This window comes from Anaerosoma tenue (assembly GCF_023161965.1).
Classification (GTDB): domain Bacteria; phylum Actinomycetota; class Coriobacteriia; order Anaerosomatales; family Anaerosomataceae; genus Anaerosoma; species Anaerosoma tenue.
Window position 1 is genome coordinate 289,928 of record NZ_JALNTY010000003.1, and the last position, 25,224, is coordinate 315,151.

General features: G+C 65.8%; 25 protein-coding genes and 1 tRNA gene. 3 read left to right on the plus strand and 23 right to left on the minus strand.

Annotated elements, in window-relative coordinates; all coding sequences use genetic code 11:
• Positions 1–192 precede the first annotated feature (192 nt).
• The 17 genes from MSB02_RS09125 to MSB02_RS09205 form a co-directional block, all read right to left on the minus strand.
• A complete protein-coding gene (locus MSB02_RS09125) occupies positions 193–705 on the minus strand; it encodes an NYN domain-containing protein (protein WP_267194925.1) in 513 nt (170 codons plus the stop codon).
• Positions 702–1,433, minus strand: coding sequence for a 23S rRNA (guanosine(2251)-2'-O)-methyltransferase RlmB (gene rlmB / locus MSB02_RS09130; protein ID WP_267194926.1), 732 nt, complete (start codon positions 1,431–1,433; stop codon positions 702–704). Before rlmB ends, MSB02_RS09125 begins: the two co-directional genes overlap by 4 nt.
• Positions 1,434–1,439: 6 nt before the next feature.
• On the minus strand, positions 1,440–2,945 hold the full coding sequence (gene cysS / locus MSB02_RS09135) for a cysteine--tRNA ligase (RefSeq protein ID WP_267194927.1): 1,506 nt from the start codon (positions 2,943–2,945) through the stop codon (positions 1,440–1,442).
• Positions 2,926–3,642, minus strand: a complete 717-nt coding sequence (gene cysE, locus MSB02_RS09140; protein WP_267194928.1) for a serine O-acetyltransferase — start codon at positions 3,640–3,642, stop codon at positions 2,926–2,928. Before cysE ends, cysS begins: the two co-directional genes overlap by 20 nt.
• Positions 3,643–3,741: 99 nt before the next feature.
• A complete protein-coding gene (gene ispD / locus MSB02_RS09145) occupies positions 3,742–4,935 on the minus strand; it encodes a 2-C-methyl-D-erythritol 4-phosphate cytidylyltransferase (protein WP_267194929.1) in 1,194 nt (397 codons plus the stop codon).
• A complete protein-coding gene (locus tag MSB02_RS09150; protein ID WP_267194930.1) occupies positions 4,932–5,981 on the minus strand; it encodes a PIN/TRAM domain-containing protein in 1,050 nt (349 codons plus the stop codon). The genes ispD and MSB02_RS09150 overlap by 4 nt, the downstream gene beginning before the upstream one ends.
• A gap of 129 nt (positions 5,982–6,110) precedes the next feature.
• Positions 6,111–7,166, minus strand: coding sequence for a DNA integrity scanning diadenylate cyclase DisA (gene disA / locus MSB02_RS09155; protein ID WP_267194931.1), 1,056 nt, complete (start codon positions 7,164–7,166; stop codon positions 6,111–6,113).
• Between the two features lie 79 nt (positions 7,167–7,245).
• A complete protein-coding gene (gene radA, locus MSB02_RS09160; RefSeq protein ID WP_267194932.1) occupies positions 7,246–8,595 on the minus strand; it encodes a DNA repair protein RadA in 1,350 nt (449 codons plus the stop codon).
• Positions 8,596–8,604: 9 nt separating this feature from the next.
• Complete coding sequence (locus MSB02_RS09165; RefSeq protein ID WP_267194933.1) at positions 8,605–11,157, minus strand: ATP-dependent Clp protease ATP-binding subunit; 2,553 nt, start codon at positions 11,155–11,157, stop codon at positions 8,605–8,607.
• A 187-nt stretch (positions 11,158–11,344) separates the two neighbouring features.
• Positions 11,345–12,844, minus strand: coding sequence for a lysine--tRNA ligase (gene lysS, locus MSB02_RS09170; RefSeq protein WP_267194934.1), 1,500 nt, complete (start codon positions 12,842–12,844; stop codon positions 11,345–11,347).
• 9 nt (positions 12,845–12,853) lie between these two features.
• Complete coding sequence (gene greA / locus MSB02_RS09175; protein ID WP_267194935.1) at positions 12,854–13,327, minus strand: transcription elongation factor GreA; 474 nt, start codon at positions 13,325–13,327, stop codon at positions 12,854–12,856.
• Between the two features lie 169 nt (positions 13,328–13,496).
• The gene (locus MSB02_RS09180) at positions 13,497–13,727 is read right to left on the minus strand and encodes a Sec-independent protein translocase subunit TatA/TatB (protein WP_267194936.1); all 231 of its coding nucleotides are present in this window, start codon (positions 13,725–13,727) and stop codon (positions 13,497–13,499) included.
• A gap of 104 nt (positions 13,728–13,831) precedes the next feature.
• Complete coding sequence (locus tag MSB02_RS09185) at positions 13,832–14,473, minus strand: redox-sensing transcriptional repressor Rex (protein ID WP_267194937.1); 642 nt, start codon at positions 14,471–14,473, stop codon at positions 13,832–13,834.
• Positions 14,474–14,591: 118 nt separating this feature from the next.
• Complete coding sequence (locus MSB02_RS09190) at positions 14,592–15,725, minus strand: site-2 protease family protein (protein WP_267194938.1); 1,134 nt, start codon at positions 15,723–15,725, stop codon at positions 14,592–14,594.
• 26 nt (positions 15,726–15,751) lie between these two features.
• Positions 15,752–16,546 (minus strand): S-methyl-5'-thioadenosine phosphorylase, encoded by a 795-nt coding sequence (locus MSB02_RS09195; protein ID WP_267194939.1) that lies wholly within the window; start codon positions 16,544–16,546, stop codon positions 15,752–15,754.
• Positions 16,547–16,631: 85 nt separating this feature from the next.
• Positions 16,632–17,630 carry a 3'-5' exoribonuclease YhaM family protein gene (locus MSB02_RS09200; RefSeq protein WP_267194940.1) on the minus strand — a complete coding sequence of 333 codons (999 nt, stop codon included), beginning with the start codon at positions 17,628–17,630 and terminating at the stop codon, positions 16,632–16,634.
• Between the two features lie 64 nt (positions 17,631–17,694).
• A complete protein-coding gene (locus MSB02_RS09205) occupies positions 17,695–18,504 on the minus strand; it encodes an SAM hydrolase/SAM-dependent halogenase family protein (protein ID WP_267194941.1) in 810 nt (269 codons plus the stop codon).
• Between the two features lie 68 nt (positions 18,505–18,572).
• Between MSB02_RS09205 and MSB02_RS09210 the strand changes: the two genes are divergently transcribed.
• Positions 18,573–19,022: a hypothetical protein gene (locus MSB02_RS09210; RefSeq protein WP_267194942.1), complete on the plus strand. Its 450-nt coding sequence runs from the start codon at positions 18,573–18,575 to the stop codon at positions 19,020–19,022.
• A gap of 23 nt (positions 19,023–19,045) precedes the next feature.
• Here the strand turns inward: MSB02_RS09210 and MSB02_RS09215 are convergent, their stop codons facing one another.
• The 6 genes from MSB02_RS09215 to MSB02_RS09240 form a co-directional block, all read right to left on the minus strand.
• The gene (locus MSB02_RS09215) at positions 19,046–19,423 is read right to left on the minus strand and encodes a hypothetical protein (protein WP_267194943.1); all 378 of its coding nucleotides are present in this window, start codon (positions 19,421–19,423) and stop codon (positions 19,046–19,048) included.
• Positions 19,424–19,486: 63 nt separating this feature from the next.
• On the minus strand, positions 19,487–20,167 hold the full coding sequence (locus MSB02_RS09220) for a DUF2085 domain-containing protein (RefSeq protein ID WP_267194944.1): 681 nt from the start codon (positions 20,165–20,167) through the stop codon (positions 19,487–19,489).
• Between the two features lie 58 nt (positions 20,168–20,225).
• Positions 20,226–20,302 (minus strand) — tRNA-Pro (locus MSB02_RS09225).
• 147 nt (positions 20,303–20,449) lie between these two features.
• Positions 20,450–22,591: a NapC/NirT family cytochrome c gene (locus tag MSB02_RS09230; RefSeq protein WP_267194945.1), complete on the minus strand. Its 2,142-nt coding sequence runs from the start codon at positions 22,589–22,591 to the stop codon at positions 20,450–20,452.
• 179 nt (positions 22,592–22,770) lie between these two features.
• The gene (locus MSB02_RS09235) at positions 22,771–23,229 is read right to left on the minus strand and encodes a RidA family protein (protein WP_267194946.1); all 459 of its coding nucleotides are present in this window, start codon (positions 23,227–23,229) and stop codon (positions 22,771–22,773) included.
• The gene (locus MSB02_RS09240; protein WP_267194947.1) at positions 23,229–24,386 is read right to left on the minus strand and encodes a methyl-accepting chemotaxis protein; all 1,158 of its coding nucleotides are present in this window, start codon (positions 24,384–24,386) and stop codon (positions 23,229–23,231) included. The genes MSB02_RS09235 and MSB02_RS09240 overlap by 1 nt, the downstream gene beginning before the upstream one ends.
• 206 nt (positions 24,387–24,592) lie before the next feature.
• Between MSB02_RS09240 and MSB02_RS10615 the strand changes: the two genes are divergently transcribed.
• On the plus strand, positions 24,593–24,787 hold the full coding sequence (locus MSB02_RS10615; RefSeq protein ID WP_267195009.1) for a 4Fe-4S binding protein: 195 nt from the start codon (positions 24,593–24,595) through the stop codon (positions 24,785–24,787).
• A 107-nt stretch (positions 24,788–24,894) separates the two neighbouring features.
• A complete protein-coding gene (locus MSB02_RS09250) occupies positions 24,895–25,134 on the plus strand; it encodes a DUF1462 family protein (RefSeq protein ID WP_267195010.1) in 240 nt (79 codons plus the stop codon).
• The last annotated feature ends 90 nt before the right edge of the window (positions 25,135–25,224 follow it).

Sequence of the window (25,224 nt, forward strand, 5' to 3'; positions counted from 1 at the left end):
GGTGGAGGAGTGGAGCACGGTGCCGGCCGCGCCTTACAAGGTACTCGTGAATCATTAACGACCATAGCACCGGCAAGGGGGGTGTCAACGGATTCCAGGAAGCCTGAACAAGCCTGATTCTCCCTGTTGAGATTCGTTAATCCAATCCGACGGCTATGGCCATCGAGCGCCGCCACGAAGGCGACGGACGGGTCAGCGGCGCTCTCCCCGCGCCCACCGCGCGAGTGTCCTGCTCACCTCGGGATCGATGCGTGTAGCCACCGTCCCCTTCCTGCTCGATCGGCCGCCCAGAGTGGTCTCTGACAGCGACCCCCGCACGTCGGCCGCGAACGACTCTGACGAGCGGACCGCGACGGTCCCGGACCGCACGGCATCGCGTGTGGCCCGATCGGAGGTGACCACCATCGCCGGTTCGCCACGCTCACGCGCGCGTTGTGCGAGCGCCTCGATGACGGTATCGGCGGTCACGCCGGCCGGAGAGAACACGATAGCGAGCCCGCCGATGTGATGTGGCGCCCCATCGGATGCGGGGTTCCCTCCCCCATCGAACACGACCGTGACCCGGCCCTCGTCGTGCGCAAGACTCGTGAGATCGCCGATGAAGCGCGCCCTTGCCGCGTCGATGTCATGCTCCATCAGCATGCGGTACTCCGGGGCGGCGTGCATGACGTTGTAGCCGTCGATGATGAGCCGGTGCCGGCTCATCGGTGGCGCCGGACCCACTCGAACGCAAGGACGCTCGCTGCCTGTGCCACGTTGAGCGACGAGACACGTCCGGCCACCGGGATCGATACGAGGAAGTCGCACCGCTCCCGGACCAGCCGCGACAGCCCCGACCCCTCGGCGCCGAGAACGAGCGCACAACGTCCGTCAAGAGGCGCATCCCACAGATCGACCTCACCACGCTCATCGGCGCCGCCGACCCACACGTCCGCGTCCTTCAGAATGGCGATGGCCTGAGCGATGTTGGATACCCGCACGACCGGAAGGTGAGCGGTCGCACCCGCCGAGGCCTTGTGGACCACGGGGCCCACGGCGGCCGCGCGGTCTCGCGGTATCACCACGGCATCGCCGCCCGCGACCTCCACCGATCGGATGATGGCGCCGAGGTTCCCCGGGTCGGTGACGTGGTCGAGCACGACCACCAGCGCCCGGGGGCGACCGGCGATCGCACTCAGCACGTCCGTGAGTTCCGCATACACGAAAGGGGCCGCAGCCGCGATGACGCCCTGGTGCGCGCCACGTGCACTCAGCCCGTCGAGCTCATCGCGCCTGGCACGCTCGACGGGTATGTCCGCCTTCGCTGCAAGCCCGCGTATCTCATCGAGGACAGGATTCGGCTTGAGCCCGTCTGCGAGCAGGACACGCTCAAGCCTGACACCGGAACGCAAGGCCTCGAGGACGGCGTTACGCCCCTCGATCACATCCGGCATGGCGGGTCACCCTCGATCGCGGTACGACACACGTGCGCCCGACGGGGTGTCCTCGATGGTGAAGCCGAGGTCGGCCAGACCGTCACGGATGCCATCGGCCGCCGCCCAGTTGCGCTCGGACCGTGCCGCAGACCGCGCGGCGAGCAACGACGTGACCGCCTGCTGCGTGTCGGTCCCATCGTAGCCGGCGAAGTCACGGGCGAGATCCAGGACGGCGGACGGATATGCGTCGGAGACATCCTCGCCGGTGACCTCCACGCCGAGCACACCCAGCAGCTCGCTGATCATCGCTGTCGCCGCCTCGAGCCGCCCCGCGTATCGTGCGTTCCCCCCGATGCCGTGACTCTCGAGGAACGCGTTGGTGGTGCGCACGAGGTCGAAGATCGCCGCCAGAGCACCCGCGGTGTTGAAGTCGTCGTCCATGGCCGCGATGAACGCATCGTGGGCCGCCCCCGGCGCCGCCTCGAGCGCCTCGAGAACGAGCGGAGTCGCTTCCGGTAGTTCGCTGGCCGTGCGATTGCGCTTCGCCCACACGAAGTTGCGCAGAGGTGTCGTCAGCCGCTCGTATGCGCGTCCCGCCTCATCGAGGCGGTCGGTCGAGAAGTCGAGCGGACTCCGGTAGTGCGTCTGGAGCATGAGCAGTCGGATCACGGGAGCAGGATACCGGGCAAGCACGTCTTTCAGCAGCAGGAAGTTGCCGAGCGACTTGCTCATCTTCTCCTGATCGACCTGGAGCAGCCCACCATGGAGCCAGTACCGCACGAACGGTTCCCCGGTGGCGGCCTCCGACTGTGCTATCTCGTTCTCGTGGTGCGGGAAGATGAGGTCGCTCGCGCCGCCGTGGATGTCGAACGTGAGGCCGAGTTCCCGCTCGGACATGACCGAGCACTCAAGATGCCATCCGGGCCGGCCGGCCCCCCACGGGCTCTGCCACTGCGGTTCACCCGGCTTCGCCGCCTTCCACAACGCGAAGTCGAGCGGATCGTCCTTGCGCTCATCCACGTCGACACGAGCCCCGCTCTCCAGGTCGTCCACGTTCCGTCCTGAGAGCTTCCCGTACCCGGGGAAGCTGCGCACCGAGAAGTAGACGTCGCCGTCCACCGCGTAGGCGTGTCCACGCTCGATCAGGCGCTGGGTCATCTCGATCATCGCGTCGATCGTCTCGGTGGCTTTGGGCTGGACCGTCGGCCTCAGCACGCCGAGCGCGTCCATGGCCTCCCGGAACGCCTGCGTATACTCGGCGGCGACCTCTCCCGGCGCACGACCCTCCTCGTTCGCGCGAGCGATGATCTTGTCGTCCACGTCTGTGATGTTCTGCACGAACCGCACGTCGAATCCCCTGAACGTCAGATACCGCCTGATGACGTCGAACGTGAGGAAGGTCCGGGCGTTGCCGATGTGTATGTGGTTGTAGACGGTCGGTCCGCACACGTACATGGCAACGGTGCCGGGCTCGCGCGGAACGAACTCCTGCTTCGAGCGCGTCAGCGTGTTATAGACGCGGATCGTCATCGCTGTCCTCTCCTCGTTCGTCTTCGACGGGGAACACGCGCTCACCAGCCTCGGCACCGATACCCTCGTCGCGTACGAGACGAGCCTCGATGCGGTCCATCCGGCGCTGCAGCGCGCGGTACATCTCGATGATGGGATCGGGCAGATCCTCATGGTGGAGGTCGATGGTCTCGACGCGCTTTCCTTCGCGGACCACCACGCGACCAGGTACACCGACCACGGTGCAGTGTGGCGGCACATCGGAGACCACGACCGCGCCCGCTCCGACGCGCGTGGCACGTCCGATCGTGATGTCCCCGAGCACCGTTGCCCCCACGCCCACCACCACGTAATCCTCCAGGGTGGGGTGGCGCTTCCCGTGCTCCTTGCCGGTCCCGCCGAGCGTCACTCCCTGATAGATCGTCACGTCATCACCGATGACCGTCGTCTCACCGATCACGACACCCATGCCATGGTCTATGAAGAAACGCGCGCCGATGGTCGCACCCGGATGGATCTCGATTCCGGTGGCGCCGCGTACGCACTGGCTGATGCGCCGGGCCAGCCAGGTCCGCCCGGCGCTGTGCAAGCGGTGTGTGACCCGGTGCCACCACACGGCCCACAGGCCGGGGTAGTTCGTGAGCGCCGAGAACGCCGAAGGGCACGCGGGGTCGCGCTCCATGACCGCGTCTATATCCGCGCGCAGACGCGCGATCATCAGTCGGACCCTCCCATCGTCCACCCACCGGTGCCAGGTCGCACCACTATCACGTCACCATCCGAAGCGTGTCAACCAGCGCACGAGGCGCGTCTCCGGTCACGCCCTGCACCGCTCGAGCAGCGCCACCGCGTGAGCCGCGACTCCCTCTTTGCGGCCCGCGAAGCCGAGCCCCTCGGTGGTGGTGGCCTTCACACCGACACGCTCGACATCCACATCGAGCGCCCGCGCGATCCCCGCACGCATCGCCTCGCGATACGGGGCTATCCTGGGCTTCTCGAGTACGAGCACGGTGTCCGCGTCGACGAGCCGGAAACCTCTTTCGCGCATGAGGGCCGCCACCTCACGCAGCAGCCCGACGCTCGATGCGCCGGAATACCGTGGGTCGGTGTCCGGGAACAGGCGGCCGATATCCCCCTCCCGCAGTGCACCGACGATCGCGTCCATGAGTGCGTGAACAAGCACATCTGCGTCCGAATGCCCCGCCAATCCGCGCTCGTACGGGATGGTGACCCCGCCGAGCACCAGGGCTCGCCCCTCTGCGAACGCGTGGACATCGTAGCCGGTGCCGACGCGGAGAGAATCCATCCCTGCCCGTCCTTCCCGTGCCTGCAGCAACGCCTCGGCCACCCGAAGATCCTCCGGCACGGTGATCTTCACGTTGTCCCGTGGCCCGGCGAACACCCGCACCATGCCGCCGGCGTGCTCGACGAACGAAGCATCATCCGTGCCCGTCCACCCGGTGTGCGCAGCCTGCTCGTACGCATCCCGCACGGCTTGCGCCCGGAAGACCTGCGGCGTCTGAGCCGACCAGATCGTCGCGCGATCGGGGGTGGCAACCACCACGTCGAGATCATCCACCTGCTTGAGGGTGTCATACGAAGGGTGCCCCACCACCACCCCCGCACATTCATCGTCCCGCTCCAGCATCTCGATCGCTCCGGCGATCGTCGCCGGGGTGACCAGCGGTCGAGCACCATCGTGCACGACGATCACGCCGGTCGAGCCGGGTGCGGCACTGAGGCCGGAACGCACCGAATCAGAGCGCGACAGACCCCCGGGAACCACCGCCACGACCTTGGCCGAGCCGACAGGAGCGACCGCCACCGACCCATACTCCGCAACCCGCCCGGGATCGGTCACGACGACGATGGCGTCGATGAGATCGCATGCATCGAACACGCGGAGCGTGTGGGAGAGCACAGGCTCGCCCCCTATGTGTGCGAGCTGCTTGCCCCCATCTCGGCCAAGCCTTTCCCCCTTGCCGCCGGCCACGATGATCGCCGTTCTCATGCCGGCCTCACCGGCTTGGCGAACACCATGCGCCCACCCGACGTCTGCAAGACGGACGTGACCTCGATGTCCGCCTCCGAGCCGATCATCCCGGCACCGTCAGCGATGACGACCATCGTGCCGTCTCCAAGGTACCCTACGCCCTGGCCACGCTCCTTGCCCTCCTTGCTGACAGGGATCCGCAGCGTGTCTCCGGGCAGGAGCACCGGCTTCAGGGCATCGGCGATCTCATGGATGTTCACCACGCCAACGCCCTCGACGCGAGCGACCTTGGTGAGGTTGTAGTCGACCGTCACGATCGCGCCTCCGCTGGTGAGCGCGAGGCGGACGAGCTTGGCGTCCACCGTGGGGATCTCGGGGAAGTCGGCTTCGAGCACCTGCACCTGCGGCTCCCCCTCGGACATGGCGGTGAGCAGGTCGAGACCCCTGCGACCGCGTGCGCGGCGAGCGTCATCAGCGGAGTCGGCGAGCGTCTGCAGCTCCATCAGCACGAACCTGGGGACACGGATCGGACCGTCCAACGCACCTGCGCGAGCGACGTCTGCGAAGCGCCCGTCGATGATCGCGCTGGTATCGAGGATCTTCGGTGGACGCGCATCCACGGGAGATGCGGCCACGCCGATGCTGAGCGAGCCGTCCCGTGCGGGGAGCATGAACAGCGCCACGCCGGCGTACGCGCACAACAGGAAGAGCAGTGCCGTTGCCGCGAAGCCCAGCCACTGCGGCCGTTCGATGTACCGCAGGAGCGCCGATGACAGGATGAACGCGACGAGCAGACCGACGAGCAGGCCCACGGCTCCGAGCAGGAGAGCGGGCGTCTCAAGTTCCGAGAGGCGCGAGCTGACACGGCGGCACGCAGCGGTGAACTCGCGACCCAGGATGCCGCCGAGAAGGTACCCCATCGAAGCTCCCAGGATGATGAAGATGAAGATGACGAATGATTCTGAGAAACCGGTAGGGGTAGTCCAGTCGACCTGCTGCGAGACCGCGAAACCACCGAGAGCGCCCCCCGTCACGAGCAGCACCCGTGCGAGTTGTACGATCATGGGCTCCGACGCTATGGCGCCAGATGGCACATCTGGCGAGCGCCTTCACCTCCTTCCATCGGCCGGTCGTGATGCTGTTGATAGTGTCGAGAGCCGATAGCGGGCCGATCGTAGCACAGCGAGGCGCCCTCAGAGCACCGTGCGATCACGCATGCGACGAAGCCCATCGGTCACCACGCGGGCGCGGCGCGCACCCACACCCTCGACAGAGTCCAGTTCGTCCATGGTCGCCTCGCTGAGTGCTGAGAGCGTGCCGAAATGCTCGACCAGCCTGTTCACGACGGTCGCCGGGATCTGGGGTATCCGATACAGCGCCCGGTACCCGCGTGGACTGACCGGCTGCTCGCCCGCGTCGGACTTGCCGCTCAAACCCAGTGCGCTCGCGATCGCCGAAGGCTCGAGGAGCTGCTCGGTCCCTAGTGCGCCGATCCGTGCCATCGAGGCCGATGCCTTCTTCACGGCCGGGTCAGGTGCGTAGTCGCGCACGAGCATGAGGTAGTCGTCCTCCGCTCCGGCAGTGAGTTCCTCCTGCTGAAGACGTACGAGCCGCCCCTCTGTGCCGAGTTCGACGATGGAGCGGCTCAGCTCGCGCGCGACGCGCCGCAACATCTCGGCGCGCTGGATCACGACGGCGACATCCCGGAAGGTGACCGCCCCTTCGAACTCCAGCGCGGTGAGGTGGGCCGAGACCTGATCGAGTCTCGTGCGATACCTCTCGAGCGTCTGCAAGGCCTGATTCGCCTTGGCGAGCACCACGTCGATGTCCTGCAGCGTGAGCCGTGTGCCCCGGCGGTACAGGGTGACCACCTCGCGCCGCTGTGAGACCGAGATGACCAGGGCGTCCGTCTGCCTGCTTACACGCTCGGCGGTGCGGTGACGCATGCCGGTCTCGGACGTGGGCAGCGCGGGATCGGGCATGAGATGCACGTTCGCCTTGCGGATGCCGCTCGCGCCTTCATCGAGCAGGATTGCCCCGTCCATCTTGGCGAGTTCGAACAGCCGCTGGGGCGTGAACGAGGCTTCGATCTCGAAACCGCCGTTGCTGAGCGAATCCACGCCCTTCTCGTCCCCGATCACGATCAACGCACCGGTCCGCCCGGCGATCACGTGATCGAGTGCGAGGCGCAGAGGGGTACCGGGGGCGACAGACTCCAGCGCGGCCAGCATCACATCTTCGCGCTCCACCGTTTCGTCACCTTCCCGCGTCGTGCGATCAGGGCTTTCCGTGATTCTCCCATGTCGGCGGCCCCATCACCAGCCGCCGTCACCCAAGTGTTCTCTCCACTGCCTCGGCGAGCGTCCTGACACCCACGAATCGGGCGCTGCCACCGGCTGATGCCGCCGACGCCGGAGCGAGCACGTCTCCAAAGCCCATCCGCGTCGCCTCCCTCATGCGCGCCTCAGCGTGCGGCACACCCCGCACATCACCGGTGAGACCGAGCTCTCCAAAGACCACGACACCGTCGCCCACCGGCCTGTTCTTCAACGCCGAGGCGATCGCGAGAGCCAGGGGCAGATCGACGGCCGGCTCGCTCACCCGCACCCCGCCGACGACCGACACGTAGACGTCGTGGGATCCGAGCGAGATTCCTGCACGCCGCTCCAGGATGGCCATGTCCTGCAGCACCCGGGGCGTCTCGACGCCCACCGCCAGTCGCCGCGGCATCTGCAGATAGCTCGGGGTCACCAGCGCCTGCACTTCGACCAGCAGCGGTCTCGTGCCCTCCATCGTGGCCATCACGACCGAGCCCGACACGCCGCCGTCGCGCCCGGCGAGCAGCGCCGCGGACGGCTGCGCCACCTCGGCCAGACCGCTTCCGGTCATCTCGAATATCCCCGCCTCGGACACGGACCCGAAGCGGTTCTTGACCGCTCGCACGATGCGGAACATGTGATCCGACGCACCCTCGAAGTACAGAACCGTGTCCACGACGTGCTCGAGCACACGGGGACCGGCGATCGAGCCCTCCTTGGTGACGTGACCCACCACGATGACGGTGGTGCCGTGCGACTTCGCCAACCGCACGAGACGAGCAGCGGTCGCGCGCACCTGTCCCACGCTCCCGGGAACGCCATCGAGGCCGGGATCGAAGAGCGTCTGGATGGAGTCCACGACCACCACCGCGGGCTTCTCCGCGAGCACCGTGGCCTCGATGACCGATACATCCACCTCGGGCAGGAGGGAGATGCCGTTGGCCGCGCCGACCCTGTCCGCGCGCGAGCGCACCTGTTGCGCTGACTCCTCGCCACATACATAGAGGACTTCGACACCGCGATGTCCGAGGCTGCCTGCCGCCTGGAGGAGGAGCGTGGACTTCCCGATCCCGGGCTCGCCTCCGATGAGGACGACGGACCCTCGTACCAGACCGCCGCCCAGGACCGTATCGAACTCACCGATGCCGGTGGAGAACCGGAACTCCTCCTCGACGGAGACGTCGGCCAGGGCGGTGACCGGCTGGGGCGAGGCGGTCACCCCCGAGGGGCCGGGCGCGGCGACCGGGGCCGCCTCCTCTACGAACGTTCCGTACTCGCCGCATTGAGGGCATCGCCCGACCCACCGCGGCTCGGCGTGACCGCACTGCTGACATCGCCAACTCGTGTGCGGTCTGGCCACGGGACCTCGCTACTCCGCCACCGAGCCGCCGGTGGCGCCCGAACCGCGACGCGAACCCGATGACCGCGGCACCATCGTGGACTTGGGTGCGTCGGCAGCCGTGGACACCGGCATCTGAACCGGCTCGTCGGATGCGCTGAAGACGATCTCGTCGTTCTCGGCATCCACGAGCACCGTCTGTCCCGGAGGCCACGAACCGGCCAGGATCTGCTCTGAGAGCGGGTCTACCACCAAACGCTGGATGGCCCGGCGCAACGGCCTCGCTCCAAGTGCGGGATCGAAGCCCCTGCCGGCGAGCAGGCTGCGGGCGGCGGGCGTCAACCTGATACCGAGGCCCTGCACCAGCATCTGGTCGGCAAGCTGCTCCATCACCAGGTCGACGATCTGCTCCGTCTCCTCCGACTTGAGGTCGTGGAAGACGATCACCTCGTCCACTCGGTTGAGCAGTTCGGGCCTGAACACCTTCTTGAGCTCGCCCGTGACGCGTTCCTTGAGCGTCTCGTACGCCAGCGCCCCTGTCTCCTGCACTGAGAAGCCGATGGTCTGGCCCTTCACGATATCGCGAGCCCCGAGGTTCGACGTAAGGATGATGATGGTGTTCTTGAAGTCCACCTTGCGACCCTGGGCGTCGGTCAGACGACCCTCCTCGAATATCTGGAGCAGCACGTTGAACACATCGGGGTGCGCCTTCTCGATCTCATCGAAGAGGACGACCGAATAAGGCCGCCGGCGCACGGCCTCCGTGAGCTGTCCGCCCTCGTCGAAGCCGACGTACCCGGGAGGCGATCCAACGAGCCGGGAGACCGTATGCTTCTCCATGTACTCGCTCATGTCGAGAGAGACGAGCGCGTCTTCGCTGCCGAACAGGAACTCGGCCAGGGCTTTCGCCAACTCGGTCTTACCCACGCCCGACGGACCCAGGAAGATGAAGGATCCGGCCGGGCGGTGCGGGTCCTTCAAACCGGCACGCGCGCGCCTGATCGCTTTCGACACGGCAGTGACGGCCTCGTCCTGGCCGACGATGCGCTGATGGAGGCTCGTCTCCATACGCAGCAGCTTCTCGGTCTCTTCTTCGGTGAGGCTGGTGACGGGGATGCCGGTCCACATCGAGACGATGTCGGCGATCTCGCGCTCGGTCACCTCGACGATCCGCTGGACATCGGGCTTGCGCCACTCCTCTTCGACACGCCGCTTCTCGGCGATGGTCTGCTTCTCCTTGTCGCGGAGGGCAGCGGCTTTCTCGAACTCCTGCGCCTCGATCGCCGCCTCTTTCTCCTGGCGCACCTGCTTCAGCCGCTCCTCGATCTCACGCACGCCGGGAGGAGCCGTCATCGTCTTGATGCGCATCTTGCTGCCGGCTTCGTCGATCAGGTCGATCGCCTTGTCGGGCAGGAAACGGTCGGATATGTAGCGCGCCGATAGTTGCGCAGCCGCCTCTATCGCCGAGTCGGTGATGGAGACACGGTGATGCGCCTCGTAGCGATCGCGGAGTCCGCGAAGGATCTCGACGGTCTCGGAGACGCTCGGCTCTCCCACCATGATCGGCTGGAACCGCCGCTCGAGCGCCGGGTCCTTCTCGACGTACTTCCGGTATTCGTCAAGCGTGGTGGCGCCGATCGTCTGCAACTCTCCCCGGGCAAGCGCCGGCTTCACGATACTGGCGGCATCGATCGCTCCCTCGGCGGCTCCCGCACCCACGAGCGTGTGCATCTCGTCGACGAAGAGGATGACATCACCGCGTTCGCGGATCTCCTTCATGACCTTCTTGAGACGCTCCTCGAACTCGCCGCGATACTTGCTGCCGGCTACCAGCGCGGCGAGATCGAGCGTGTACAACTGCTTGTCGCTGATGGTCTCCGGCACCTGATCGGCCGCGATGCGCTGAGCCAGACCCTCGACCACGGCGGTCTTGCCGACGCCCGGCTCACCGATCAGCACGGGGTTGTTCTTGGTGCGGCGTGACAGGATCTGCATCACGCGCTCGATCTCCTGCTCGCGGCCCACCACCGGGTCCAGCTTGCCCTCGTCCGCGGCCCGTGTGAGATTCCGCCCGAACTCGTCGAGCAACGACACGTCGCCGCCGCGCCCGCCGCGACGCTCCTCGGCGGGCTCGTTCTGCTTGCCGTAGTAGCCCGAAAGGAGCTGCAAGACCGCCGAGCGCACCTTCTCCAGGTCGGCGCCCAGGTTGAGCAGCACCTGGGCCGCCACGCCTTCGCCCTCGCGGATGAGGCCGAGCAGGATGTGCTCCGTCCCGATGTAGTTGTGGCCGAGCTGGAGGGCTTCACGGAGGGAGAGCTCGAGGACCTTCTTGGCCCGAGGCGTGAACGGGATATGGCCCGTGGGCATGTACGTGCCGTGACCGATAAGCTCCTCGACCTGGTCGCGGACGTCCTCGAGCGAGATGTCGAGGCTCTCGAGCGCCTTCGCGGCGATGCCGTCCTCTTCACGGATCAGCCCGAGCAGCAGGTGCTCTGTGCCGATGTAGTTCTGATTGAGCTTCTTGGCCTCTTCTTGCGCGTAGACCACCACGCGTCTGGCCTTCTCGGTGAAACGCTCGAACATCGCGATCCGCTCCTATCTGCAGCGCCTGTGACGGCGCATCGGGTTCCGCACGATCATTCTACCCCGCTCGACGGCACGGGTCGAAGCATACCCGGGATCAAGCAAGCACGATGCCACGGATATGAGTGCCTGACACTCAGATCATGGAATGCGGTGCGGTACATGGCGCGGCACCGCCGAGAGAACGTCAGGCTTCCGGACGCATGTGAGGAAAGAGGAGCACGTCCCGGATGGACGCGCTATCCGTGAGGAGCATCACGAGACGATCGATGCCGATACCCAGACCACCCGCAGGCGGCATGCCGTACTCCTGCGCGCGCAGATAGTCCTCGTCCACCCACATGGCCTCATCGTCGCCCGCGTCCTTGGCGGCCGCCTGGGCCTGGAAGCGGGAACGCTGGTCGAGCGGGTCCACGAGTTCTGAGAACGCGTTGGCGAACTCACGGCCCGTGATCATCAGCTCGAACCGATCGGTGATCGCGGGGTCCGCGTCGTTGCGGCGCGCAAGCGGAGAGACTTCGGCGGGGTAGCCCGTGACGAAGGTGGGCTGGATGAGGGTGTGTTCGACGAGCTTCTCGAAGAGTTCGGTCAGCAGCTTGCCCGGACCCCACGACGGGTCGACGGGTACCTGGTGCCGATCGCACAGGACCAGGAGCTCCGCGACCGGTGTGTGGACGCTCACTTCTCCGCCGACGGCCTCGGACACCAGGTCCGCCATGGTCGCCTGCCGCCACGGCGAGATCAGGGACACGGCCACACCCTGGTACTCGATCTCGAGCGTGCCGAGGACCTCCTCGGCCACACGGGTGATGAGCGACTCCGTCAGCTCGCGCATCGTCTCCATCGTGCCGTACGCCTGATACGCCTCGAGCATCGTGAACTCGGGGTTGTGGCGAGGCGACATGCCCTCGTTGCGGAAGGAGCGGTTCACTTCGTACACACGCTCGAAACCCCCCACGAGCAGACGTTTCAGATACAACTCAGGCGCGATGCGAAGGTAGAGGTCCATGTCGAGGGCGTTGTGGTGCGTCACGAACGGACGAGCGGTGGCTCCACCAGGGATCGGTTGGAGCATGGGCGTCTCGACTTCCAGGAACCCGCGGGCGTCCATGAACCGCCGGATCGCGGCGATGACCCGGAAGCGCGTCTCGAAGACGGTGCGGACCTCCGGGTTGGCGATCAGGTCGACGTAACGCTGCCGGTAGCGGGTCTCCGTGTCGGCAAGGCCGTGGTACTTCTCCGGGAGCGGCCGGATCGACTTGGAGAGGAGCACGACCTCACCGGGTGAGACGGACAGCTCGCCGCGCCGGGTCCTGATCACCCGTCCTGTCACGCCGACCCAGTCACCGAGGTCCAGATCACGGGCGAACGAGAACGCTTCGTCGCCCAGCACGTTGAGCCGGCAGAAGGCCTGGATCTCGGCAGCGCCGTCGCGGATAACGAGGAAGAGGACCTTGCCCTGATCGCGTTTGGCGACGATGCGTCCGGCCACCGTGACGATGTCATCGGTCTCCTCGCCGGCTTCAAGCCCCGAGTAGCGGGATACCACGTCGCCGACGGACGCCGTGCGCTCGAAACCGTCACGGAACGGCTCGATGCCCTTGTCGCGAAGCTCAGCGATCTTCGCCAGGCGCCCCGCCATCACCTCATCGGTGGTCCGTGCGTCGGCTCGCAGCTCCTCGGTCATGTCCCTCCGCTACTTGGTGATGGAGACGATCTCGTAGGTGATCTGTGTTCCACGCGGGGTGGTCACAGCGACGACATCGCCCTTCTTCGAACCCATGATCGCCTGGCCGACCGGCGACTCGTTCGAGATCTTGCTGTTCGTCGGGTCGGCTTCGGCGGAGCCGACGAGCTGATACACGAACACCTCGGCGCTGGCGACATCCTTCAGATGCACGCGTGCCCCGAGCGTGACGCAGCTGGGACGACGGGGTGATTCGATTATCGTGGCATTCGCCAGGATCTGGCTGATCTCCGCGATACGGCTCTCGACCCAGGCCTGCTCGTTCTTCGCGTCGTCATACTCGGAGTTCTCCGAGATGTCTCCGAATTCCTTGGCTTCGCGTATGCGCTCCCCCACCTCGCGGCGGCGCACGGTCTCCAGGTGAAGCAGCTCTTCTTCGAGCTTGGCCTGGCCCTCAGCGGTCAGCGCGACTTCTCTCTGCATGCAACACTCCTGTACGTCGGTCCACGGCTTCGAGCCGTGGGCACGTCATCGCCGAACCCCTCGGCGACTCGGGAGAGTATAGCGACGGGCAGAACGCGACACAAGCGACCTGGATGACGAAAGGCGCCTTTAGGCGCCTTTCGTTCGGTCGTGCTCGGTGACCCACAAGCTACGAATCCTTCGGTCCACCGGACGCTTCCTCGGCGTCAGCCGACTTCTTCTTGGCGGAGTCGTCCTCGTCGAGCTCGGACATTCCCTCGTCCATGCCCTCCTTCAGCGCCTTGGCCGACTTGCCGAACATCTTGGCAAGCTTCGGCAGCTGCGTGGGGCCGAACAGGAGCAGGATGATCCCAAAGATGATCCACACTTCCATGCCACCGGGAAGACCAAATGCCGCCATGCCTACCTCCTAGATCTCAGACCCGTCGCTGCCGGCGAACGGACCATCTGTGACTGCTGGCCAGCGTACCATCTACGCGATAGACGCGCCATCCGCCGCAGCGCTCAGACGCGCGCAACGCCCTCCTGACGCGACAGATAATACAGCGTGTGAAGCAACTCCTGTACCGGGTCGGTGTTGTGCAGGGTCACTCCCTCGGGCACGCGCACGATGACCGGCGTGTAGTTGAGGATCACGCGCACACCCGCGGCTGCAAGCCGATCGGTCACTTCCTGCGCCGCTTCGGGCGGGACGGCGATGACCGCGATACGGATATCCTGCTTCCTGAGAGTCCGCTCCATGTCTTCGAGTGGCTGGACCACGATGTCACCGATGCGCGATCCCACCTTGCGAGGATCGTTGTCGAACACGGACGTCACGAGGAAACCGTGCTGGCGCAGACCGTTGTAGCCCGCGATGGCCGAGCCGAGGTTGCCTGCCCCGACAAGTGCGAGACGGTGCGTATGGTCAGATCCCAGGATGTGCTGGATGCGCTCCACGAGCGTCTGGATGTCATATCCGACCCCGCGCTTGCCGAACGAGCCGAAGTACGTGAGGTCTCGACGGATCTGTGCGGGATTGACCGATGTGAGCTCACCGAGTCGCGCCGAGGAGACGGTGCACTCGCCGTCCGCCCGCATCTGGATGAGCACGTTGAGGTAGGCGGGCAACCGCTCGATGACACCCTCGGGTATTCGCTCTCTCATGGGCCAACCATTCACAGTGGCGACTGGTGCACAACATGGTAACCCGCTGTTACAAAGTAAACAAGATACGATAAGGGACTACTTCTCCGATGCCCATGATATCCGACCGGCCCCGCGTCTACGAAAGTGGACGCTCGCGCGCGATGTCCATGATGAACCGGATCACGTCCGAGCGGGTGACTATCCCGGCCAGCCTTCCATCCTCCACCACGAGGACCGCACCAGGCCCTCCGGGCTCGAGGCGTGACAGCACGCTCTCGACCGACACCGTCGGCGTGGCCACCGCACCCTCGAGGTTCCTCGACGCCACCTCGGCCACGGTCGTCATCGGCCACTGCTCACGGGGAACGTCGTTCGCTCGCTCCACATCGATCAGGCCGATCACGTGGCCGTCCTGGACCACAGGATAGCGGGTATGGCGACCGGCCAGGAAGTACGTATGACCCATCTCCTCGAGGGAGAGGTCAGCAGGGGCAAGCACCGCCGGCGTCGACATGATCGTGGAGATCGGCACGTCCGCCAGGCGTGACCGGGTCATCTGCTGGCGATACGCACCCGCCGCAAGGCTCGATATGAACCAGCCCATGACAGCCAGCCAAACAAGATCGAAATTGCCGCCGAGAACGCCGAAGACGGCGACAGCTATCAGCATCGTGCCTATCGCCTGTCCCGACCTGCTCGCCCACTTGGTCGCCTTCAGTTGGTCGCCGGTGAGAGCCCACAGGATCGAGCGGAGGATGCGTCCTCCGTCAAGCGGGAAACCCGGCAGCAGGTTGAAGATGGCGAGCGATCCGTTGATCACGGCGAGATACTCCAAGGGGACCAGTAGCAGCCCGCTCCCGCCAGCCGCCGCGGCAAACACCGACGCGCCCCAGAAGAGCCCGGCAAGCACCAGGCTCGTGGCGGGCCCCGCCAGGGCCATGAGGAACTCCCGCCCGGGGCTGCTCGGCTCGTCGTCGAGTTGGGAGACGCCACCGAACACGAACAGCGTCACCCGGGACACACTCAGACCTCCGGCTCTCGCCACGAGTGAATGGGCAAGCTCATGCAGCACCAGCGATCCGAAGAACACTATAGACGTCAGCAAGCCGAGAACGGTGTAGACCAACGGACCTTCGTCGGGAACCGCGGCCGGGAAGTAGCTCGTGGTGAGTGTGGCCGCCACCAGGAAGAAGACGAAGAGCCAGCTCGCATCGATCTCAAGCGGTATGCCGAACGGACGCCCAAGCCGCACCGAGGGTAGACCGAACACGGCGATTCAGCTCCTGGAGAGAGGCATCAGAAGACGGCGCCTTCCAGTGCGGTCGCACACAGGCACGGCCGCTCCTCCGGTAGCGCCGGGATCATCGCGTACAGCAGACTCTTGATCTTCTCCGTGTTCTCCGCGAAGACCCGCACGACCTCGTCGTTGGTCACCGGCGTGGCGCCCGCGGTGCCGGCGTCATAGTCAGTGATCAGAGAGATGTTGCAGTAACAGATCTCCAGCTCTCGCGCGAGATAGGACTCCGGGTACTGGGTCATGTTGATCACTTCCCAGCCCTGGGACGCGAACCAGCGCGACTCCGCACGGGTCGAGAAACGCGGCCCCTGGATCACGACTACGGTCCCGCCATCGTGGACGCTGATCCCGAGCTCCCGAGCGGTCTCAACCGCGACCTGCCGCATGGTGGGGCAGTACGGGTCTGCTGAAGAGACGTGCGTCGTCTGGGGCCCGTCGTAGAAGGTGTCCTTACGCCCCTTGGTGCGATCCACGAACTGGTCACATACGACGAAGTCACCGGGCTTCACGTGCGCCTGCAATGACCCGCAGGCGTTGGGTCCGATGATGCGCGAGACCCCCATCTGCTTCATCGCGTAGACGTTCGCACGGTAGTTGATCATGTGCGGCGGGATGGTGTGTGATGTGCCATGCCTCGGCATGAAGGCGACGACGCGACCACCGATCTCACCATAGGTGATCGGGGCCGAGGGATCGCCGTAGGGTGTGTGGACCGTGACTTCAGCGGGACTCTCAAGAAGCGAGTATAGGCCGCTGCCGCCGAAGACACCGATATCAGCCTGCGGATAGTCCATTGGATAGCTCCTCGTATCGGATGGGCTTGCGACTACTCTGTGAGGCGCTGCTCACACGGTGATTGTAGACCATCCCGCGCGTGCTTCAGGCACTCCTGCGCCCGAGCTCCGCTGCAGGAGCAGAGGCGGCCTGGATTGGCGACTCATCGGATGGGGGGCTGACAGCCTGGATCCCCCCGCTCGTCCATCGCTCCCCCACCATGCCGGCTACCCGCCCCTCGGCTATGAAACCCGCAGTCCGTGCATCGAGGGAATCCACCTGCGCGAGAGCCGCCGCCTCGAGCGTTCGCGGCCGCAGACGACCACCCTGCTCGTCAGCCGAGTGGTGCGAGAGCACCATGTGCGACACGTGATCCAGCACGTCGGGTTTCAGCGGGCTCCCAAGCGCAGCGGCCGCGGCAAAGAGGCGCCGATCGCCCAGAACCCCATGTCCCGACAGCCGCCCGCGGTCCGTGTACTCGATCGAGGTCTGGAACTCGAGTTCATCGACGATCCCGATATCGTGGAGCAGCGCGCCGGTGAGCAGCAGGTCCCCATCGATCTGAGGATGCAGATCCGCCATCGTGCGGCAAAGGCCGGCGACAGCAACGGTGTGCTCGAGCAGGCCGCCGATGTATGCGTGGTGCTCGCTGCGAGAGGCCGGGCACACGCGGAATGCGCGCATGAACCGACGGTCACCGTACACTGCTTTCACGAGACCCGCGAGCCCTGGGTTCGCGATCGCACGCACGTGGTCACGCAGCTCGGAGATCATCTCGTCAGCGTCGCGCGGACTTGCGGGGAGTATCTCCCTGGGCTCGTAGCGGGAGGCGGGCTTCATCGAGCTGACGGATACGCGAAGCACGCCCCTGTACGCGGTCACCGTGCCACGGACTGCGACGACCGTCCCGACCGGTACCGACTCCGCCTCGCGGCCGGGCCTGAACATGATCCCGGATATCCGGCCGCTCCTGTCCGCGAACTCCAGAGACAGATAGGCCTCACCGGTGCGCGAGGAGCGCATCTCCTTCGAGCGGAGTGCGAACGTCGTATCGACCCGCTCACCTGCCGTCAGACTCACCGTGTACTGCCGTGGCATCGCCATCAGACCTCCGTCGGACCGTCTCATCGTCCGCTGGCAGCGTACCGCGCGGGTCTGACATGACGCTTCACCTCCCGGGCAGGTGACAGTGCGCTACGACTCCGGGCTCGACACCGTACCTGTCGGCCGCACTGCCGAGATTCACCGCGACCGTGAGCCATCCGGAGGAGTCGATCAACACCACGGGTTCACCCTCCTCGACGTCTGAGAACGTCAAACCGAACGGGGCCTCGACCAACAGGTGGCCGATGGTGATCTCCACCCGTTCGCCTCGTCCCACACGGTCGTGCAGGGCCTCGGCGGGGATCGCGATCCGGAACGATCCGAAGCGGTCGATGTCGATCACCTCGGCAACCAAAGCATCCCCTTCGACACGATGTGGGGCGAAAGGAGGACCGGCCATCGTGTCGGGGTCCACCGGCTCGCCGATGACCGAGGCCTGCACTCCGCAGGCGAGTATCGCCGCTGCGGGCGCCAGGATGTCGCGCGCATGGAACGTAGGCAGAGGGAGGCTGAAGTCGAGATGTTCCGGCACGATCGAGAAGACCTCGGCGATGCCACCCGAACGCCAGGTCGCCGGGATCAGGACGCCGTTGTCGGGTCCCACGAGGATCGAGCCGGAGCCGGTGACGACGATGAGGTCGCGGCGGCCACCGCCAACACCCGGATCGACGACGGCAAGGTGGATGGCATCGGGAAGCTGCCATACACCGGAGGCTGCCACCACAGCGGCCTTGCGGATGTCGAAGGGGGGCACGTCGTGGGCCAGATCCACGATACGCACCTGTGGGCAGGCACGGAGGATCACGGCGTGACACATGCCCACCCACGTGTCACCGCTGCCGAAGTCGGAAGTGAAGCAGATGATCGAATTCATGGCCCTCCTTCGATTCGGATCGCATCTCGTGGTGGTATCGTTGCTGTCAGGATCGCCAGGAGGTACACATGACGTCTGCCAAGCATCTCACGTACGCGATAGGCCTTTCTATCCTCCTAATGCTCGCGTCCGCGTGCACGTCATCGACGCGCGTCACCTATATACCCGACGGCGCCTCCTTCGGAGCCTCTGACCTCACCCTCATGCTCGAGTCGGTGCAGATCGAAGACGCCCACGACATCGATCCGAACGATGCGCAGCAGGCGAGGCAGGATGCGCTCGCCGACCTCCGTACGTATGGTGATGACGCGGCGGCGTTGGCGGATGCGCTCACCACCGATTTCCCCGCAGACGTGAACGCCGTTCCGGTGGAGGTGTGGTCGGCAACGTACGAGGGTGAACCCGCATGGGTCGTGATCGAGGTCTGGGGCGACCCGTCAGAGGATCTGCGCTACCGTCGGATGTGGATATACTCGGCCGATGATATGAGCCTGGTGAGCGCTCACTCGATCCGCTGAAACGGACCATCTCCACGCCCGCCTCAAGCACTGGCCGGAAGACCGGCGGCGCGTGAGGCCTCATCTGCGGCACGCGCGGCGTCCCACCCTGAACGGATGAGGTCTTCTTCGATGCTGAGTGCGACGAGCCGCCCCCGGGCGGTACGGGCACTCCGGTCGGACCCTCCGAGGATCCGGCGCCGCAGCACGGCCCTGAAGTAGGACTCCACGCGCCGCTGTTCGTCTCGTGTCAGCGGCCGGCCATCCCACTCATCGAACCGACCGCGTGTGACCCGCGCGGCGTACTCGGTATGGCGTGGCGCCTCCGTACGATCGCCCCACTCCGCGATGAGCCGACCGATGAGCGCGTCGAACTGGTCCGTATCGTTGACGAAGACGGGAAGCGATAGCTGCACGACCATGATGTACCTCCTCCGAACCTATGTTCGACCGGAGGATATCGCGCCGCTATGACACGGAACCCGCTATCCGAGCAACCGCTCGGTGAAGCTGCGGAGCCATGCAGCCGCCGCCAGCTCCATGCCGGTGAGCGCCAGGGCGATCAGGAGCTGTGGCCAGGCGTCCCGCATGCGCTCCGCACGCCGCTCGAAAGCCGGCACGAGACAGACGAAGATGAGGTTCACGCTCATGAACGTAAGGAGGATCGCCGCGGTGACGGTGATGGGATAGAGGATCCCGGTCAGCGGCATCACCCATCGCGCGAGCACGAACGCCGCGACCAGCAGGATCAGCCAGGATGCCACTCGGCCAGCAGACGACAGCATCCGCCCGGAGCCCGCACGCCGCCAAAGCTGACCGTTGACCATCGGGAGCGTGATGCCTGCAAGAGCCCATCCGGTAAGCATGCCGGTGATGAGTCTCAGGTCGTTGGTGGACTCCCGAAGCCCCAGGTAGGAGGTCACACCGTCGAACCCCATCGCGGCGATGAACGCCGCCATCAGCGCCAACACCGGCCAGCGCGGTAACTCTGTGGGGCGCTCGTCCCGGTGGATGAGCCTGAGAGCAAGCAGGCCCAGTGCGAAGCCGAGGTAGATGCCGGTGTCGCGGGCACACACAGGGAGCTGGAAGCCACCGGCGAAGAACGACCGCTCCGGCAACTGGTGGCAGAGTCCGTAGCCGACCGCCGTGAAAAGGGTGTCCAGCATCATGCCCCCCGGATACGCTGACAGGCCGGTCACGCCGGCCTGTCAGTGGTGTTTCGGATGGTCGGGATGGCGGGATTCGAACCCACGACCTCTGCGTCCCGAACGCAGCGCTCTACCAAGCTGAGCCACATCCCGACGAGCCGCTATGATACATGGTCGCTGCGGCAAGGGCAAAGGAAATCGTGGCGCGACAGGGATCGTCGCCGGCGCACACCGAGGGCCCGACCGGAAGATCCGGCCGGGCCCTCGCTCAGACCTATGAGCGACCGAGCATCGTTGCTGCTACAGCCTTACGTGGCAGTACGAGCAGAAGGTGGGCTCGTGGCAGTCGAAGCAAGGCTGCGCACCATCCTTCTTCACGATGTTCGGGTGGTACGTCCGCCACGCCTCGTTGGCTACGGCACCGGTATGGTGGCACGAGTCGCAGAAGAACTGGTCGTGGCAGTTGGCGCAGACGTCCCTGGTGTACTTGTCGGCGTCGAAATCGGCCTTGTGCTGCTCATCGAAGCCGCCCGGGTGGGGCATCTCGAGCTTGTGGCAGCCCTGGCAGAACTTCGCCTCGACGCCACCGTCACCGTGACAGTAGTCGCACGAATCGGGAGCGTCCTTGTACGCGAGCTGGTGGGCAGCGCCCGTGTCAGCCGATGTACGGCGCGTCCAGTCAGCGACCGTGTGAGATGACGGCACCGCGTTGAGATCGGTGTGGCAGTCGACACAGAACGCCTTGTCCTCGTGGCACTTCTCGAAGCACGGCTGGGCGCCGTCCTCAGCGACCGTCACCGGATGCTGCTGCTGCCACGGAGTACCGTTCACGGCACCCTTGTGGTGGCAGTCGGAGCAAAGCTCGACGGCCTGGTGACAGTTGGCGCACATGTCCTTGGTGTTGCGACCGGACACGTGGTTCGTCTTGAAGGTGTCCGGGTGCGGGATCTCGGCGGTGCCATGGCAGTCGACGCAGAACTGCGCGGACGTGCCTCCGGCTCCGTGACAGACCTCGCAGCTCTCGATCGACTTCAGCGCCGACACCGCGTGCGAAGCGGTCGCGACCGCAGGCTCATCCGGGTAGTTGGTCACGGTGAGCTCACCATGCAGCCAATCGTTCGCCGTATGCGACGTGGGGAGCGGCTGCAGCTCGTTGTGACAATCCACGCAGAACTGCTGGTCGTGGCAGGCGCCGAGGCAGCCGTCCACGCCCTTCTCCACCACGGTCGTCGCATGCTGGGTCTGCCAGGCCACCGCCGTGTCGAACGTCCAGTCGACCTTCGAGCCATGGTGACAGCTGTCGCAGAAGTACGTGGTCGACTGCTGGTGGCACATCTCACACTTGTCGATCATCGTCGGCACGAGTTCGGGGTGGGTCTTCGTCTTGAACTCCTCGGGGTGCGGCATCTCCATGCCATGGCACCCGTCGCAGAACGTCGACTTCACGTGGCAGGTCGCACAGTAGTCGACCTGCTCGACGGGCACGACCGCAAGCACGTCTTCATCGTGGTGCTCGCCCTCATGCTCGCCGTCGGCCTCATGCTCGCCTTCGGCCTCATGCTCGCCGTCGGCCTCTTCATGCATCAGGTAGTCGCCGCCGGTCGGGATCGGGCGGATGATGTCCTCCGCCGGACGACCGGTCGCGTGATCGACTTCCATCGCGGCCAGCTCAGCGTGACCGCCAGGATAGAACCCGGGCTCGTCGTGGTTGGCGGGCTTGAGATCGAAGTCGGCCGGGTGACACGCGGAACACGTGCCGGGAGCCTTGAACTCGGCGCCTGAGGGCGACTCGTCCGTGAGCGTGTGGCAACGGAAGCACGCCGTCATCGTCATGAAGTCGGCATGCTTCGCGGCCTTCTCGCCGGTATCGGGGTTAACGGTGATGAAGTCGGCGTACGCCTCGTCCTCGGGATGCGCGACACGGTTGTGGCATCCGGTGCAAAGGATCTCCCGGTCGGTGTGGGCATCGTGGTTGATGATGATGCCCTCGCTCGGGGTGATCTTGCGGTTGTCGAGGTCGTGACACTGGGTGCACTGCTCGTCGCCCATGTGCACCTTGTGAAGCGCGAGGTGGCTGGTCGCGTTGAGCGGCACTGCGTAGGTCTCGGTGACCATCTGGTACATACCGGTGACGACCGCGTCGATCTTATGCAAGGTCAGAGTGACGGGGTCGGCATCAACGGGCATGTGACAGGATGTGCACGCGACCATGTTGTGGGAGCCGTCGTCATACGCACGGACGGAGTCCAGCTGGATGTAGTGACAGAAGGTCTCACAGAACCAGTAACCGGATGTCACCACGAACGCAGCGTTGATCACCGCCACGAGCGCGAGAACGACGACACCGGTCCAGATGTAGTACCGGGGACGCTTCACCGGGTCCTTCCAGCCGGCTACCCACCTCCCCCACTTGCCCTTCTTCTCTTTCGGCTCCTTGGCCATACGCACCCTCTCCTCGCACACGTACCTGGTATGTCGCAGCACCACGGAGACAGCCCCCTCGGCCGCCTCCGATAAACGATAGCCGAACCCCACCGACCCGACAATACGGATATGCCGCCTCGGGCGGGTCTTCCACCCGTGTTATTCGGCGGCTGGGAGCGCGTTCCTGCTCACGGCGACTACCGCCGCATCTCAAGCACGAGCGAGATCTCCACCGGCGCCCCGAGAGGCAACGCAGCCACACCCACCGCCTCGCGCGCGTGCCGCCCCGCATCGGAGTACGCGGCGATAAGCGTGTCACTGGCGGCATCGATGACGCCTGGCTGCCCGGTGAAGGCGGGATCGGACGCAACGTATCCGACGACCTTGACCACCCGCTCGACCTCATCGAGGTCGCACACGGTCGAGGCGGCCGCGAGCGCGTTCAGGATGCACTGCACCGCACACTCCCGGGCTTCGTCCACGCTGACGTCACCACCCACGCGTCCCGTTGCGATCGGGGAACCGTTGCGCATCGGGATCTGCCCCGACGTGAAGACGAGCGCTCCTGATCGCACCGCCGGCACATACGCGCCCACGGGTGCGACCGGCGCCGGAAGTTCGAGGCCGGCTTTCTTGAGACGATCGCGGACGCCCATCAGCGCACCGCGATGTCGTCGGAGAGACGGCCGAGTTCGGTGATCGCCGCATTGATGCGCCGCGACGCCTCGGCAGCCTGCTGCGAGACCTGTGCGACCTCGCGCATCGACACGACCACCTGGTCTGAGGCCGTCCGCTGTTGCTGAGTCGCAACGGAGATCTGCTTGGCCGAATCGGTGGTCTCCTCCACCTGCTCCACGATGCGCTCAAGGGCAGTGGCGGTGTTCGCGGCGAGATCCTGGCCCTCGACGACCTTCTTGGCCGCCTTCTCGGTCTGCATGATGAGCGATGAGGTGGATGCCTGGATCTCGCGCACCACGCGACCTATCTCCTGCGTGGACTCGGTGACCGAGTCGGCGAGCTTGCGGATCTCCTCGGCGACGACCGAGAAACCCTTGCCGGCCTCACCGGCGCGCGCGGCCTCGATAGCGGCGTTCAGCGCGAGGATCTTCGTCTGTTCGGCGATCTCGTCGATGATCGAGAGGACCCGCCCGATCTCCTGGCTGCGCTCGCCGAGTGCGAGGATCCTGTCGGACGACTGCGTGGTGGTCTCACGGATCTCCTCGATGCCCATGGCGGTGTCGGCGACGGCGCTCATGCCTTCTTCGGCGCTGGCGAGCGTCTTCTCCGCGATCCGGACCACCGCGGCCGCATTATCCGCGATCTGGCTCGATGTCTGCGCCAGCTCCTCGACGGTCGCCGAGGTCTCAGTGACGGCGGCCGCCTGCTGGGCCGCACCCGATGCCTGCTCCTCGGTGGCGGCCATGATCTCGGCGTTGACGGCCTTGATGTTGGCCCCCACCGACCTCACATGGCCGAGCAGGGACGACAGGTGGTCGAGGATGCGGGCGATCTCGCGGTTCACATCGTCGACACCATCGGTCTCGCGCACCGAGACGCCGAGCGTCTTACCCGTCTGCTCCAACACGCCACGAAGAGCGCGTTCAGTGACCCGCCCGAGCATGACGTGGCAGGCGGCCCCCACCCCCACGCCCGCCGCGATACACAACACCCAGAAGATGACCCCGGCACCGGCGCTCTTGGGCTCGACCAGGAGAGCGGCAAGGAACGGGAACACGGCGCCGACGATCGCCCCGGCCCCCACGAACGACCACAACGAGCGCGTCTGCGCTGCAGCGCCAGTCTCTGGATCCATGCTCCCCGCCTTCGCATCTCGATGCCCGGACACCATCGCCCCTGGGCATATCCTACCAGCACGGCGGCGTTTGCGAGCGGACATGGCCGACATGGCCTCGAATGCGGTACGCGCATGAGCGCGCCGTACTTGCACGAATACCCAGCGGGGTATACCATGCGTCGTGACCATGTCTTGACGGAACGAGAGGAGCCGCTGTGCGCCACGTGAGCATAGACGCGGCAAGCTGCGACAGGTCACCCGGATGTCCGGCACGAAGGGCCTGCCCGCGAGGGGCGATCATCCCGGTAGCGGGTGGCCCGTACCCCGGAGCACTCGGCTACACGGTCGATGAAGAACGCTGCACCGGCTGCGCCATCTGTGCGCGCTACTGCCCCGGTGGAGCCGTCCGCACTGCATAGGAGGATGCTCGATGCCCGAGACGACAGTCAGCGTGGAAGTGTACGACTTCCCTGTAGAGACCACCTGCTGGAGCGGTGGTTGAGGTCCATCATGGTCTCCGGAGGAGATCACCGCGATCGTCCGCGCCGAGATCGAGCACCGGTTCGGTGACAAGGCTCGTGTGCTGTACTACGACACCAGCCGCCCTGAGATAGCAGCCGCGCACCAGACCATGGTCTCGTTGATACAGGACCAGGGTCTCGTGTATCCCGTCACGGTGGTCGACGGTACGCCGATGTACGACGGTGCCGTCTCGTATCCCGCCATCCTTCGTGCGGTGCAGACCAGGCTCGACACGAGCAACTGACCGCAGCCGCGCGGAACCACCGAAGGGCCGGGATCTCCCGGCCCTTCGCCTTTCCACCCACCATCACACCTGGCGTGGATCGCTCTCGGG